Origin of the sequence: Saccharothrix sp. S26, assembly GCF_021390395.1 — a bacterium.
Classification (GTDB): domain Bacteria; phylum Actinomycetota; class Actinomycetes; order Mycobacteriales; family Pseudonocardiaceae; genus Actinosynnema.
Genome location: NZ_JAJUWT010000006.1, coordinates 98,864 through 113,013 on the forward strand (window position 1 = coordinate 98,864; position 14,150 = coordinate 113,013).

A 14,150-nucleotide genomic window follows, 5' to 3' on the forward strand; every position below is an offset into this window, starting at 1 on the left:
CGGCCCGAAGTTCGTAGATGGTCAGCAGCGCCTCGTGCTGCGCAGGCCACACGCCGGCCTGGGGCCAGTCTCGCAGTTGCCGCCGGCTTGTCAGTCGCTATGAATGCAGCAGCGGCTTGGCGGTGGCCGTCTTGACCGCTTCGGCGTACTGCTCGGCCGTGAAGCCGGTTTTCCGCTCGCACTTGCGGATGTCGTCGTAGTACCAGATGAAGCCGCCGGACATCTTCGCTCCGGCGTCGGCCCACGTCCTCAGCTTCTCCCGCACCTGGTCCGGTGTGCGGTCCTTGCCGCAGTCGTCACCGTGCCGGCACCACAAGCCTGGGTCGAGGTGCATGCCGCCCATGGCCGCGGCCCACTCGTCCAACGCCTCTTTGTGCGCGTTGTGATCGCCGCCTGCGTAGCACTGGAGGTAGACGCGGTCCACCAAGGAGCCGAGCTGGTCCTTGACCTCTGTCCAGTAGCCCCGCCGGGTGTAGGGGACGACGGTGAAGTTCCGGTACCCGATCCTGTTCGCCATCCTGGCGAACTTCACCGTCGAGGGCATGTCGTAGCACGTCTCGTCATCGCTGTTGAGACGGTCACCCCGAGCGTGGCCAGGAGGACCCGGAAGTTGCGGTAGAGGACGGAGTCCTCCTGGTCCCCGTCTCTCCGGTCGATCAAGTTCTTGATCTTCACCCAGTCCGCCGACTTGTAGTCGGTCGAGTACGAGCCGACCGAGATCTCGACCCGCCTCACCGTCGTGGTCTCCCCGAGTCCCGGTGACGTCAACCGCTTCACCAGTTCGGGCCACTTCCGGTGGCCACGTATTCGCCGTCCGACACCACGGGCTTGTCGTTGTAGATCAGGTCGCCTTCCTTGAGCCCGGATGTCGCGGCCTCCGCCTCGCCCGCGAGGTGGAGGCTCCAGAGGATGACGGTATCGAACCCGGACTGCTGGAGGTCTTCCAGAACTTCCTCGGCGGCCGCCGTGCCGCCGTCCGTTCCGTCTTCGTTGACGCTGGGGTCCGCGCACCGACAGGAAGTGATACGCCATGCGATCCGTCCGCACCGCCGTAGCCGAGGGCTTCGCCTTGGCCGCCGCCCTCACCGTCACCACCACCGCAGCCGCAATGGAGGACATCCCGGTCGAGCGGATCGTGTTCCAGACCACCGACGAGGACAACATCGACCACCTGCGGGTGGTGCTGTGCGCCAAGGCCACGGGGGCCACCACCTACCAGTTGACCATCCAGCTGCTCACCCCGGACGAGCCACTCCCACCGCGCTCCGACGGCACCTGCATGGCCCACCGGATCACCGACATCCCCGGCGCCCAGCAGATCCTCGACTCCGTGCACCTCGACCCCGACGGCACGCGCGAGACCACCGCCCGCGCCACCGACGACTACGACGCCCACGAGGTCGGCGACATCACCAAGGACAAGCCCGCCGTCATTCAGGATGTTGCGGAATCCACGGCCATAGAGAACATTCAGGTCGGCCTCGTCAACGTCCAGGACGTGGCCAATCGCAACGGGAACCGCTGATTCCCGATGTCCCGGCGAACACCCAGACCGCCACCGTCGGCTTCAAGGCCGAGGGAAGTGGGGGCTGATCGGAGCGAGGTCTCTCGTTCCAAACCACGCGGCCCGATGGTTCCGGCCAGTCGCGCATGTCGAACCAGCGGCCTGGGCCGTTGGCCGAGGCTTCCACCGTCGCGGCCGACGAACGGACACGACCGTCCACTGCACCTGCACCCGGAAGAGGCACCACGCCGGCGGCCGAGTCGTACACACGTCGACCACGCCGGACTCGTCGGTTCTGTCGCTCATCACATGGTCCCCTTGCCCGTGGCCCGGTCGACCGGGCAGACGTGGAGGGCCAACGCACAGGCTCTGCATCGAGCCGGTCTGCCGCGCAGGGAGGCCAGATCGCCGTACTCGGCCAGGTGGAGTTAGGCCACGGCGTCGGTGACGATGTCCCTGGGGGCACGTCGAGCAGGGTTTCCAGATCGAATCCGCGGAGGTGGAGTCCAGTCACGTCATGGACTTTCACCGGGCGTGCCAAGGAATTTCGGCTTCTACCCACGATGGGTTCGATCGGCGACTGCCACGACCACGCCATGATCGAATCGTTTTGGGGACGCGTGCAGACCGAACTGCTCGACCGCCGATGATGGCACACCCGCTTCGAGTTGGCCAACGCCCTGTTCGAGTACCTCGTGATGTTCCACAACCGCCGCCGCACTCTCAGTCGTAGACGTCGTTCGCGGTGACCTTCGCCCACCCTAACCTCGATCCGAGGCCCTTCGGCGAGTAGGCATCTTGCCATCCGGCTCGCACCTCGTCGCGGAGACGACGCTGGGACGGGTCGGCCATGCCGGCGTCGAACCCGTCGGGCACCACCCCTGATCCCTACCGCCGCATCGACGGAGGAATGCCCTCCAACCCCGGGTGGCGCCCGACGCCTGTTCAAGGGCTCACTTCCGCTGATGTCGATGGGCTACGTCAACCATGGGCGGTCTTGGCCGGCGACGGCCAACCGGTGGGTGCCGCTGTTCTCGCTCAACCACGTGGTGATGTAGCCGAGGGCGTCACGTACCGGTTGTTCATCGGTGTAGTGCTTCGCGGCGCGTCCATAGATCAGTCCGCTCACGTCGGCCTTGCCGAGGAGGTTGTACGCGAACGCCTTGTCCCCGGGTCCGATCGTCCAGCCGAAGGTGTGCGAGAACGCACCCTTGTCGCGCCATTCGGACCCCCGGCGGAGTTCGGCGCAGATCTTTCCGTCGTTCTCGCAGTCCCCGAAGTTGAAGCGGAGCTCGAACAGGCCGTGGTCCATCACCGTGCGGTTGGCGGGAAACTGTTTGCGTTTCCCCGCGTCGGTGTTGTGCTTGGCGAGGGCCCACAGCACGTTCTGGACGGTGCCGGACACGGCCACGGCCTCTCCGGGCAGGAGTCGTTCGGACAAGAGGTCGTTCCAGCCGTTCCCGCCCGCGGCGCCCGCGCCGAAGCCGTACAGCACGCTGACTCCCGCTGGGAGGAGGATCCTCCGCGCCATGTCTCGAAGGCCGGCCATGGAGCAGGAGTACCGGTACTTGCGGGGGTCGGAGCAGTAGTCAGGAGATTTGAGGTCCAGCCACACGAAGGCCAGCTTGTCCTTGTGGTGGGCGGCCCTTTCCATCATCTTGGCCATGGAATCACCACGGCTGGAGGGGAATCCGGTGCAGTCGTGGTCGGCATCCCACGTACTGCGCCTCCAGGACGGGCAGGCGTCGACTTCGATGGCGTTGGCGCCGTGCTTGGCCGCGGCGTCCACCCCGTAAGCCATCAGCACGCGGTGCGCGATCGCCCAGACCGGCCGGCGGTTGTCCTGCGACGGAGAGGTGATGTCGTCGACGTGCCCGGTGGCTTGAGGGCTGAGCGTGGGATGCGGGTCGAACGGCTCGGTCCGCGGCTCGGCGGCTGCGGAGAAAGGCACGACGAGGCAGGTCATCAGCGCGGCGGTCACCGCGGCGACGAGCCTGCGCCCGGGCCGCGTCCGACGGCTGAATTCCGAAGATCTCATTTCGACGTCCTCTGTGGAGTGTGGTCGCGAGTCGATGTGCTCGCGATCTGATGGGAGATCCGCCCGCAGGTGATCGCAACATGGCACACGTCGTTACTCTGTTGCCTCCGATACGGTGGTTTTCGCGGCCACGGACACCCGGTGTGGCATCGGCAGGGTTGGCGGTGGGGTGTCACCACGTCGTATCGCACCCGTATGCGAACACGCCGGTACGCCCATGCCCCCGAATCATGTTCATGAACGCGAAGTGGATCGATCGGTCGCGGCTCCCAGGCACCTGTCGGGATGAACTCGTCGACTTCCCCGCACTTCCGCGTACCCAGGGCCGAAGGCCTCACCCCGAAGCGACTTCTCTCACGAGAAGGACTGGGACTTGTGGGACTTCGTCAGTAGCTGTTCCCGGACTACTGAGGTTGGGTGAGTCGACGGCTGCTGAGGCGGATCACGGGCCGGCCGCACCATGACCCCGTGGTGGTGTAGGCGTTCGCGGTCGGCGTCACCAGCATCTCCGCCGAGAATCCCATGGTGTCCACCATCGGTCGACGCGCGGTGTGATCCCACCCCCGCCACGGGCCTGCGGTGCCACGCGAGCAGGGTGTCGGGCGTGATCGAGAATGCCTCGCGCCCTCGCTGTCGATCAACCAACCTGGAGGGCAGCGAGTTGGGAACCGACCTCGGTTCGTAGCGGACCGGACCCGCGAGCCGCCGACGGGGGATCGTCCTCTTGCGGCAGCACGAGCGGTTCCGCGTTCTTTGTCGCCCTGCTGTCGGAGCAGCAGGTGACGACGCACGGGCCACGAGTACGGTGCCGGCGCCAAAGATCAACTATCCCTCGTCGCCGCCATGGTCCAAGCCAGTGGCGGCCGGAACGTGTGAAGTTCCCGGTGCCCGATCAGTGGTCAGAGAGCCGGGCACCGGGAATCCAATAACCGAGGCAGCCTCGCCGGGTCGACCCGTCACCTCCCGTACAGTGCGGTCTTGCAAGAACTCGACACCGGGGGCGCCACTTTGAATGCTGGGCCGTTGGTGATCGACAGGACCACCTCGCCCTTGTGGTCACTCTCTTTCAGGTCGCAGTAGAAGTTCGTCTTCGTTTCGAATTTCCAGCGACTTATCCATCCCGACATGTACCAGTAGTCGTGCCGCCAGTCGCCGACCCTCGTGTCGACCCTGAATAGGAATACTTTTTCTCCGCTCTTCACGGTTTTCTCGCCGAACTCCTTCGTGGGCTTGTACGTATGCGTGAACTTGACGTACAGCGCGCGAACGTCTTCTGCGTGGTAAGTGTTGTCGAAGTACACATCCGCCCAGATGTCCGTTGCCCGCGGTGAGCCGTTCCCGTCATGCGCGCTTCCAGGCCGGCTACCGGGCACGACGGTCGCAGTGGCCACGGCGGCCGTCGAAGTCGATATTGCGACGATGGCGAAGACTAGGCCCAGTGCGCGCTGTCGTAGTTTTGTCATGATTTGAAGGTTAGCTCCACCGGAGCGGGCTCTACGGGCAAACCGGAGACCTCCATGCCATCGGTGGACGGTGTCACCGCAAAGAGTTAGACATTAGGTGGGAGACCAGGTCGATGCGCACCCGTCGGAATGGCGCTTCACCCTTCGTGGCGATGTGCACTGGAGGAGTTCGAGTAGAATGCGCGTCAACCTCAGACGGTGTGGAGTGGTCCGGCGTCGCACATGTCCAGGCCGTTCTCAGTTCGGGCTGTCCACGGACTCCAGCAAACACGTGTCGGTGTCGCGTGGTGCGACGCAGTACGGCGACTTCATGCCGCAGCACCAGCAGCTCCACGTCCTTGGCCGCCGATGGCCGGGCGAGCGGCATCAACCAGCCGACGACCGGGGACGGCGGCCGTAGCGCCACGCCTCGCGATCATGCTCCTACCCGATCGCCGCAGGTCGGCGCCTCACTACTGTGACCGGGCGCGGCGTGGTCGACTTTTCGCGTGAGCGGAGGATCGTGCGACGTCCGGGCCGACCGTTCTGCGTCGTGGTGCGCGGCTGCGAAAATCCGCAGTATGGCCGCACGACAGTCAAAACGTGAAGAGTTCTTCGCGTAAGCCTCGGGTCAAGGTTCGGAGCGGCGGGGACGGTGTCGACGGGGCGCGTGCTGCGCCCGGCCGGGTCGAGCCGAGAGCTTCCCGAAATTCCGTTGACCGGTGGTAGGCAGGCTGAACATCATGGCCGACATGCACCAGTGACCAGTGACGACCGGAGAGTCCGACGGCGGGTTCGAGTCACTCCCCGCCGCCCTCCGCCGTGCCGCTCGAAGCCCGCACCGCGTGATCGGTGCGGGCCGCCCGCCACTGGTCCCGAGGCGATGTGCCGCACCACGCCTCCTGCACGAGCATGGAGCCCACCGAAACCATGAGCGACCTCCGCCGTACCGCCCTGCCCGCCGAACGTGCCCGGTCGGGCATCGACCGCGAAGCGCTCTGGGTGGTCGACGACCTGGGCCTGCCCGCCGTCCGCACACCGAAGGTGCCCAGCCGCGAACGCATTCACGTGCCACTGCTCGAACGCGACCGGCGGTGGATGTTCGAGGGCGACGAGCACGTCCACGGTCCGTCGTCCGGCCGCGGACGCCACGCCACCCGGCAAGGTCGCGTTCGAGCCCGACGGGAGCGGCACCTGGGCACCGGCACCCGGTATGCCGTGCTCCGCGCTCGACTACGGGGTCGAGGTCGCCGTCAGCTGTGAACGGCTGTCACCGGCGCGCTGTTGCACGGCGCGCCGGTGAAGGTCTCGTGCGGCGACCGGAAGCTCTTCGGCGGCCGGCAGTTCGTGCGGGATCGACGGTCCTCTGGGCTTCCTTCGATGCCCTGAGGCGGTTGTTCACGCCATTCCCGACAGCAGGGCGTCGAGTTGCCCGAACGCGGCGTCCGCCGCCTCCGGCGCGAGTTGGACTCCCTTCACCACGGCGATGATCAGCTCAGTGATGTCGCCGGCATCGACCCCCGGTGCCCAGTCGTCCCGCTTGGCCAGCATGTCGCGCAACGACCGGCGCCAGTTGGCCTCGTGGGCCTGCATCACCGCCCGGACGATCGGATCACGTCGGGCGCGCAGGTCCAACTCGGCCGTCACCACGAACAAGGCGGGGGAGTGCTCCAGCAGTTCGCGTAGGTGCGCCAGGTAGCCGCGCAGGCTCTCCGCCGGGTCGAATGCCTCCGGCAGGACCGCTGCGAACTGGCCGATCGTGTACTCGGCGACGCTGGCGACGATCTCCCTCTTGCCGGGGAAGTGGTGGTGCAGGGTGGAGTGGTCGATGCCGACGTCCTCGGCGATCTGACGCAGCCGCAGCCCTTCGAAGCCGACCTCGGCCACCTGGCGAAACGCCGCTTGGACGATCGCCGCCCGTCGGCCGCCTCGTTCCCGCATCGCTAACCTCCGTGCCTGACCGGTCAACCGAGGGACGTTTCCGCAAACCCGAAGTCCGTCCACGGAGGACGGGCGTCGACGACCCGCGGGGCGGGGAAGTCCAGCCCGGACGGGCGGGACTTCCCGTTCACCGGCCCGGTGCCGGCGGCTGGACCGCTTGATCGTCACGACATTATCGTCCATCACGGCGGCGGTACCGGTCGGAGGCCGGTCGGGCGTCCGGTCACGGCCGTTGACGGGACCGCCGCAGCACCGGACCGCGCGCGGGCCGTGCCGGACCGTCCGGGTGGGATGGTCGGGATCGCGTGACAGTGACCTGCGGCGCCGACGACCGGCGTCCTCGGCCGGGCTGTGCCCGGCGCACGGGACGGAAGCCGACGGGCGGCGGGGCTCACCGGGTCGCTGCGGCCGGGGTGGTGGCGACAGCCGACGCCCCGCACCCGGCGCGGACCCGGACCGCCGGTGCACGCCGGGTGCGGGCCGCCCCGCACCCGAGTGTCGCGGTGATCCCCAGCCCGGGATCCGACGACGGCACGGTCGTGCGATCGGCGGGGCACCGGTGCTGCCCTCAAGCGGCGTTCGTCGCGGGTGCCACGTGGGGCCGCCGGGGCAGGAGCGCGGTCAGCGCGCCGGTGGCCGCGAACCCGCCGATCAGCCACGGCCACGTGGAAACCAGCGCGTCGGTGGCGCCCGAGTGGGCGTTGGCGAAGTACACCGTTCCGACGACCGCCACTCCGAGCGCGGAACCGACTTGCTGGCTGGTGGCGAAAATGCCGGATGCCGCGCTTCCCCACTTCGAGGGGATGGAACTCAGGGCGAGGTTCACCAGGGGGACCGAGACCTGGCCGAGGCCGGCGCCGGCCACGACCAGACCGGGCACCAGCGACCACGTGCCGGTCTGCGCCGATGAGCCGTCGACCTCGACCAGGGTCCACGCCGTGCCGATGGCGAGCAACACCGCGCCCGCCATGAGCGCCCGGCCGCCGAACTTCGCGGCGAGCACCGGGGCGACCGGTGCGACGAGCAGCGTGCCGACGCTGTAGCAGACGATGACCAGGCCGGCTTCGGTCGGCTGGTACCCCTGACCGAATTGCAGCCACAGCGAGAACACCAGGAAGAACCCCGTCATCGCCGCGAAGAGCAGTGTCTGGATCGCGAGGCCGGCCACGAAGGTGACACTCCGGATCACGTCCGCGGGGAAGAGCGCGTCGTCCTGGCGGGTTCGGGCCTCCACGACCAGCAGGCCCGCGATGGCCAGCACACCGGCGGCCAGCCACGCGAATCCCGACAACGGCCACCCGTTCGCGTGGCCGTTCTCCAGGGGAAGCACGATCGCCACCAGACCGGCGGCGAGCAACAACGCGCTGATCCACCTCGGGCGTGTCTCGCCCTTGGCCTGCCTCGGCACCGTGAGCACCGCGCCGACCAGGATGAACACCATGATCGGAACGTTGATCAGGAAGATGGTGCGCCAACCCCAGCCGAACAGGTCCCAATCCACCAAGACCCCGCCGAGGACGATGCCGCCCGCGGCCGCGATCCCGCCGACCGCGCCGAAGACGGCGAAGATGGCCGCACGCCTCTTCTCGTTCGTGATCGTCCGGTAGGTACCGAGGACCTGGGGCGCGATCATGGCGGCCGCGATGCCCTGGACGCCCCGGTAGGCGATCAGCTCGCCGACCGACCCGGCCAGGCCGCAGCCCAAGCTCGTCACGGCGAACAAGGCGGTGCCGAGGCAGAAGACCAGCCTGCGACCGTACCGATCGCCGAGGTGCCCCGAGATGATCAAGGTGCCCGCGAAGCCGAGCAGGTAGGCGGAGATCGTCCACGGCAACGCCGACGCGTCCGATTGCAGGCTGCGTCCGATGGCGGGCAGCGCGGTGTTCACCAGGGTGGCGTTGACCAGGTCCATCATCGCCGCCGCCATCAGCACGGCGACGGCGAAGCGCCCGGGCTCCGCCGTGGTGGGCGAGGGCGCGTCCACGGCGGCCCGGTGATTCGTCTCACTCACGTCGTCTCAATTCACTCGTAGGCAACTCAACCAACCAGTTGGTCGAGAGAGTGGCACATCGGTGGATCGCGGTGCAACCGCCCCGGTGCGCGGTCGGCGGGCTCGTGGCTGCCCGCCGGCGCGGGGCACGAGACCTCACGGGCGCCACCCGGAGGTCCGCGTGAACGGTTCGGTGATCGATCGCCTGTGGCCCGGCTCCGGCGGCGGTCGCGATGGTCGGCGGAAGGGGGTGAACCGCTGCTCTTCCGTTGCTCTTCCGCGACTCCAGGAGTGATCGAGGGGCCGGTCCTAGCCTTCGTGGACAAGACGAAACGGGGGAAGAAGGATGGCTTCGAGCGCCGATTACGAGCACGTTTTCCTGCTGTTGTACGCGAACGTCACCGGTCAGGCGCTGGCTGTCGCGCTCGACCTGGAGATCGCCGACAAGATCGACGCCGGCCTGACCGAGCCTGCCGAGCTGGCGCGCGACCTGGGTGCGGACCCGCTGAACCTGACCCGGTTGTTGCGCGCGCTGGTCGCCCTCGGACTCTGCACCGAGGACGCGGACGGGCGTTTCGGTCTGACCGCGAGCGGCGAACTGCTGCGCACGACGGACCCGAACTCGCTGGCCGACCTGGCGAAGCTGACCACGGCGCACATCGGCGACCTGGTCGGCTGGCGGGAGATGAAGAGCTCCGTGCTGACCGGGAAGTGCGCCTTCGAAGAGCGCAACGGCACGGACTTCTTCGGCTACCTCACCGCCCACCCCGAGCTGTACCGGAGCCTCAACCTGGCGATGCGCGGCGGCTCGCGGCTGATCGGCAAAGAGGTCGCCGAGAGCTACGACTTCCCGCGCGGCGCCGCGGTCACCGACATCGGCGGCGGTGACGGCACCCTGCTGGCGAACGTGCTCGCCGCGCACCCGGACATGACCGGGACCGTCTACGACACGCCGGCCGGTGTGGAGCAGGCGAGGGCCACGCTCGACGAGGTCGGTGTGGCCGACCGGTGCACCGTCACGGCCGGTGACTTCTTCGAGAACGTGCCCGCCGGATCGGACGTGTACCTCATCAAGAGCGTGCTGCACGACTGGGACGACGAGTCCTCACGCCGCATCCTGGTCAACTGCCGCCGTGCCATCCCGGACCACGGGCGGCTGATCATCCTCGAACCGCTGCTCGACGACTCGGCCGCGGCGTCCGGCAGCGTCTACTCGCGGTTGAGCGATCTCAACATGATGACCGCGCTCGGCGGCAGGGAACGCAGCAGGGCGGACTTCGAGAAGCTCTGCGCCGACTCCGGGTTCGACGTCGTCGGGGCGCGCCGGCTGGAGCGGTTCGACATCGCCGTGATCGAAGCGGTCCCAGTCGTCGCCGGGGACGCCCGATGACCTCGCCCGGCAGCGATCGGATCGGCACGCTCCTGCTCGCCGAGCGGGCCGTCCAACACGTCCACGCCTTCCACGGGGACCTCGTGGCGAGAGCGCTGCTGGCCGAGGAGGAAAGCGGCGGTGAAGTGCGCCCGAAGGGCGGGGTGTACCGGTGCCGGGACGGTTCGCTCGCCCTGGTCGACGGCGCGGTGCCGTTCGACGTGATCGGCGACCAGCGGTTCGCGAGCGCGCCCGGTGAGCACGGCACCGGGCAGTACACGTTGGACGTCGTCGACGACGTCATCCGCGCCGAACCACCGGTCCTGCCGGAGCCCGCGGTCGACCAGGACGACGTGGACGCCGCTGTCGGCGAAGCCCTGGGGGATCGGCTCCCGGCGGAGCCCGACCTGGTCGCGGACGTGATCAGGCCGGTCGTCGCGCGCCTGCTCCGCGCCGGCCTGGGTTTCGGAGCCGAGCCGCGGCGTCTCCTGCAACTCACGGAACAGGCGGGCCCGGCAATGGACGCGGCCGTGTGCCCGCCGCGGACGGTGGACGCGCGCGCACTGGAGGACTCGCTGCGGGAACTGCGGGAGCTGTGCGGAGCGGACCTCATCCACATCGCGGTGTTCGGCACCGAGATGGCGGTCAACCTCACCACGAACGCGGCACGACGGATGCTCGGCAACGCGCCCGTCACCGACCCGGCCGCGCTCGTCGGCGACGTGCTCCTCCAGGACCCGCCGGTGCGGCTGCACAGGTTGTTCGCCCGGGAACCCGTGGACCTCGCCGGCCACCGCGTGAACGCCGGCACGCGGGTCCTCGTCCTGAACGGCGAAGCCCGGCCCGGGCAGGACCACGACCGGCCCGGGGCGCTGGCCGTCCGGGCCCACCCCCGTCCGGCCCGGTGGGCGATCGCGGTCGCGGTCGCGATCTGCTCGTCCCTGAACGCACACGCGAGTCGCCTCCGACCGGCGGGCGAACCGGTCCGGCGACTGCGCACCCCGGTGACCCGGGCCATCATCCGGCTGGGCATGACGACCGCGGACCACGAGGCGGGGCGACCGTGCGCGTCCTGATGACCTCGGTGCCGGTGGCAGCCCACTTCAACACGATGGTCCCGCTCGCGTGGGCGATCGAGGCCGCCGGGCACGACGTGCACGTCGCCGTGAAGCCGCAACTCGTCGACCACGTGACGGGCGCCGGTCTCGTCGCGGTGCCGGTGGGTTCCGGTGACGGACACGCCGAGTTGCTCGGTCGACTCGGCGCGGACCTGGTCGACTTCTACGCGAGCGTCGACTTCACCGGCATGCGCGGAGACCCGCCGCAGCAGGTGCTGAGCGCCAACGACGTGCTCACCGGCACGTTCTACGCGCCCGCCAACGACACCCGGTTCATCCGGGACGTGGCGGACTACGCCGATCACTGGCAGCCGAACCTGATCATCTGGGAGCAGTTCACGTTCGCCGGTGCCGTCGTCGGCGCGGCGAAGGGTATTCCGCACGGCCGCCTGGTCTGGAGCCCTGACCTGTTCCACCGGATGCGACAGGACGTCGAGGCCGCCTTGACCGGACAGCCGCCGTGGCGGCGCGACGACGCGCTGGGCGACTGGTTGGCCGCCGAGATCGGTGCGTTCGGCGGGGTGTTCGACGAGGACCTCCTCTTCGGTCAGTGGCAGATCGAGCTGTCACCGCCGGAGATCAGGCTGCCGTCGCCCCGGGAGGTCATCCCCGGCCGCTACGTGCCGTACAACGGGCCGTCCGTCGTGCCGGACTGGCTGCGCGAACCACCGGACCTGCCCAGGGTCGCCCTGACGATGGGCATCACGGCTCGCGGCGGGGACTACGCGAACCCGGTCGACGTCCGAGCGGTGATCGCCGAACTGTCCGAACTGGACGTCGAGGTGGTGGCGACGGTCGGGACCGGTGAACGAGACGGGATCGGCCCGGTCCCGGACCGCGTCCGCCTCGTCGACTTCGTGCCGATGCGCGCGCTCTTGCCGACCTGCGACGCGGTCATCCACCACGGTGGTGCCGGCACCTGGGCCAGCGCGCTGGTGTCGGGCGTGCCCCAGATCGTCGTGTCGACCCTGTGGGACAACGTCTTCCGCGGGAAGCAGCTCGCCGACCTCGGCGCCGGGCTGTACCTCACGCCCGCCGAGGCCGGTCCGGCCGCGGTCCGCGACGGGCTCGTGACCGTGCTGTCCGACGAGAGCTTCCGGGCCGCGGCGCGGCGCCTGGAGCACAGCGTGCGGGCCCAGCCGACGCCCGCCGACGTCGTGCTGCGACTGGAAGAGATGGCGAAGTGACACCACCGCGCGGGCGCGGTGCCGGACCGAAGGAGTGACATGGCCCTTTTCGCTGTGCTCGTCGCACCGCTGCCGGCGAGCCAGGTGCTGCCCGAGTTCCTCGAGATCCTGCCGCAGGGCTTCGACTACCACCGCAAGCTGATCGACGAGGGAGTGATCCGGCACAGCTGGATCCGGGTCGGTACCCAGGGCGGGCTGAACATCTACGACGTCGAGTCGCACGAGCAGTTGCTCGGCGCGCTCTACGCGAACCCGGTCAGCAAGTACCTCCAGTTCGAGATCATCCCGCTCGCCTCCCGGACCAGCTTCGACCCGGGTTCGTGGGGCAAGCAACCAGCCGCGACCACCGCGCCCGAGGCGTGACGACAGAACGAAGGAGCACATCGTGGACCAGCTTGGCCTCGACGAGATCGAGCGGTTGATCGGCGCGGCCGACGCCGGGGACGACGAGCTGCGCGGGACGATCTCCGACCTCGGCGCCGCCCGCGTGGCGCGACTGCTGGTCGAGGAGATCGTGTTCCGCGCCGATCCCGCGAACGTGCACCGCACGTTCGACGTGGTGCTGGAGCTCACCGGCACCCAGCCGTTGAGCTACGTCTTCCAGGTGCGGCCGGACGGGCGCATCGAGCACTCCGAGGGCACCAGCGAGAACGCGGTGCACGTCATCACCTACGACATCGCCGATCTGGTCCGCGACGTCTTCGGCACCGTTCGCACCCCGCGGCCCGTCCGACGGGCGATCCGCAGCCGCTTCGAGGAGTCGCACGACGCCGCCGCGGACCGCGGCCTGCTCGAGTCGGTGCTGTACTCGCAACGGGCCACCGCGGCGGTGCTGTCCGGTGTCGACGCACCCGCACCGGACCTCGGCCACCTGTCGGCGCGCTACCTGTCGGACAAGTGGGGTGGCCTGCACTGGTTCACACCGCACTACGAGTGGCACCTCGCCGGGCGCCGCCACGAGCGGTTGCGCATCCTGGACATCGGGGTCGGCGGGTTCGAGGGACGCGACACCGGCGGCGGGTCCATGCTGATGTGGCGCCGCTACTTCCCGCGCGCGGTGATCTTCGGCATGGACATCTTCGACAAGTCCGGCCTCGACCAACCGCGGATCAAGACGCTGCGGGGGGACCAGAACGACGAGGAGTGGCTGGACCGGGTCGCGACGGAGCACGGACCTTTCGACATCGTCATCGACGACGGGAGCCACGTCAACGAGCACGTCCGCACTTCGTTCGGAGTCCTCTTCGAGAAGCACCTGAGGCCCGGCGGGATCTACGTGATCGAGGACATGTGGACGTCCTACTGCCCGGGCTACGGCGGGGACGACGCGGCGGAGGCCGGGCCCGCCACGTCGGTCGGGTTGATCAAGCAGTTGGTCGACGCGTTGCACCACGAGGAGCACCACGTCGCGGCGGGAGTGGCGGACGGCGGCGTCGCGTCGTGGGTGACCGGCCTGAGCGTTTACCGCAACCTCGCGTTCATCAGCAAGGGCGTCAACATCGACGGCGGTATCCCCCGGTTCATCCCCAGGCGGGGACTCGCCTGAGCACCGGCCGGCGGG

At 68.8% G+C, this 14,150-nt stretch carries 12 protein-coding genes; 7 read left to right on the forward strand and 5 right to left on the reverse strand.

The genetic code is table 11. From position 1 onward, the window contains the following. Positions 1-97: 97 nt before the first annotated feature. Positions 98-517, reverse strand: a complete 420-nt coding sequence (locus tag LZG04_RS11035; protein WP_233815738.1) for a hypothetical protein — start codon at positions 515-517, stop codon at positions 98-100. Positions 518-1,069: 552 nt separating this feature from the next. Here LZG04_RS11035 and LZG04_RS11040 point away from each other — a divergent pair. Further along, a complete protein-coding gene (locus tag LZG04_RS11040; RefSeq protein WP_233815739.1) occupies positions 1,070-1,525 on the forward strand; it encodes a hypothetical protein in 456 nt (151 codons plus the stop codon). 955 nt (positions 1,526-2,480) lie between these two features. Here LZG04_RS11040 and LZG04_RS11045 read toward each other — a convergent pair. Both LZG04_RS11045 and LZG04_RS11050 read right to left on the reverse strand, forming a co-directional pair. Next, positions 2,481-3,485 carry a hypothetical protein gene (locus LZG04_RS11045; protein WP_233815740.1) on the reverse strand — a complete coding sequence of 335 codons (1,005 nt, stop codon included), beginning with the start codon at positions 3,483-3,485 and terminating at the stop codon, positions 2,481-2,483. A gap of 1,013 nt (positions 3,486-4,498) precedes the next feature. After that, the gene (locus LZG04_RS11050) at positions 4,499-5,005 is read right to left on the reverse strand and encodes a hypothetical protein (RefSeq protein ID WP_233815741.1); all 507 of its coding nucleotides are present in this window, start codon (positions 5,003-5,005) and stop codon (positions 4,499-4,501) included. A gap of 909 nt (positions 5,006-5,914) precedes the next feature. On the opposite strand from LZG04_RS11050, the gene LZG04_RS11055 reads away from it, so the two are divergent. Further along, a complete protein-coding gene (locus tag LZG04_RS11055) occupies positions 5,915-6,247 on the forward strand; it encodes a hypothetical protein (protein ID WP_233815742.1) in 333 nt (110 codons plus the stop codon). Between the two features lie 135 nt (positions 6,248-6,382). Here LZG04_RS11055 and LZG04_RS11060 read toward each other — a convergent pair whose 3' ends face one another. Both LZG04_RS11060 and LZG04_RS11065 read right to left on the reverse strand, forming a co-directional pair. After that, the gene (locus tag LZG04_RS11060) at positions 6,383-6,925 is read right to left on the reverse strand and encodes a TetR/AcrR family transcriptional regulator (RefSeq protein ID WP_233815743.1); all 543 of its coding nucleotides are present in this window, start codon (positions 6,923-6,925) and stop codon (positions 6,383-6,385) included. A 568-nt stretch (positions 6,926-7,493) separates the two neighbouring features. Beyond that, positions 7,494-8,936 (reverse strand): MFS transporter, encoded by a 1,443-nt coding sequence (locus LZG04_RS11065; protein ID WP_233815744.1) that lies wholly within the window; start codon positions 8,934-8,936, stop codon positions 7,494-7,496. A 325-nt stretch (positions 8,937-9,261) separates the two neighbouring features. Between LZG04_RS11065 and LZG04_RS11070 the strand changes: the two genes are divergently transcribed. Genes LZG04_RS11070 through LZG04_RS11090 form a run of 5 tightly spaced genes read left to right on the forward strand, consistent with a single transcriptional unit; the run spans position 9,262 to position 14,135 of the window. Beyond that, positions 9,262-10,305 carry an acetylserotonin O-methyltransferase gene (locus LZG04_RS11070; RefSeq protein WP_233815745.1) on the forward strand — a complete coding sequence of 348 codons (1,044 nt, stop codon included), beginning with the start codon at positions 9,262-9,264 and terminating at the stop codon, positions 10,303-10,305. Continuing rightward, complete coding sequence (locus LZG04_RS11075; protein WP_233815746.1) at positions 10,302-11,360, forward strand: hypothetical protein; 1,059 nt, start codon at positions 10,302-10,304, stop codon at positions 11,358-11,360. The genes LZG04_RS11070 and LZG04_RS11075 overlap by 4 nt, the downstream gene beginning before the upstream one ends. Continuing rightward, complete coding sequence (locus LZG04_RS11080) at positions 11,348-12,589, forward strand: activator-dependent family glycosyltransferase (protein WP_233815747.1); 1,242 nt, start codon at positions 11,348-11,350, stop codon at positions 12,587-12,589. Before LZG04_RS11075 ends, LZG04_RS11080 begins: the two co-directional genes overlap by 13 nt. Positions 12,590-12,628: 39 nt before the next feature. Continuing rightward, positions 12,629-12,952: a muconolactone Delta-isomerase family protein gene (locus LZG04_RS11085; protein WP_233815748.1), complete on the forward strand. Its 324-nt coding sequence runs from the start codon at positions 12,629-12,631 to the stop codon at positions 12,950-12,952. 22 nt (positions 12,953-12,974) lie between these two features. Beyond that, a complete protein-coding gene (locus LZG04_RS11090; protein ID WP_233815749.1) occupies positions 12,975-14,135 on the forward strand; it encodes a class I SAM-dependent methyltransferase in 1,161 nt (386 codons plus the stop codon). Positions 14,136-14,150 lie beyond the last annotated feature (15 nt).

What these genes read in the sequence shown, in the direction of transcription:
- LZG04_RS11035 (WP_233815738.1), bottom strand. Translation starts at nt 517, where the DNA reads ATGGCGAACAGGATCGGGTACCGGAACTTCACCGTCGTCCCCTACACC.
- LZG04_RS11050 (WP_233815741.1), bottom strand. Translation starts at nt 5,005, where the DNA reads ATGACAAAACTACGACAGCGCGCACTGGGCCTAGTCTTCGCCATCGTC.
- LZG04_RS11055 (WP_233815742.1), top strand. Translation starts at nt 5,915, where the DNA reads ATGAGCGACCTCCGCCGTACCGCCCTGCCCGCCGAACGTGCCCGGTCG.
- LZG04_RS11060 (WP_233815743.1), bottom strand. Translation starts at nt 6,925, where the DNA reads ATGCGGGAACGAGGCGGCCGACGGGCGGCGATCGTCCAAGCGGCGTTT.
- LZG04_RS11070 (WP_233815745.1), top strand. Translation starts at nt 9,262, where the DNA reads ATGGCTTCGAGCGCCGATTACGAGCACGTTTTCCTGCTGTTGTACGCG.
- LZG04_RS11075 (WP_233815746.1), top strand. Translation starts at nt 10,302, where the DNA reads ATGACCTCGCCCGGCAGCGATCGGATCGGCACGCTCCTGCTCGCCGAG.
- LZG04_RS11085 (WP_233815748.1), top strand. Translation starts at nt 12,629, where the DNA reads ATGGCCCTTTTCGCTGTGCTCGTCGCACCGCTGCCGGCGAGCCAGGTG.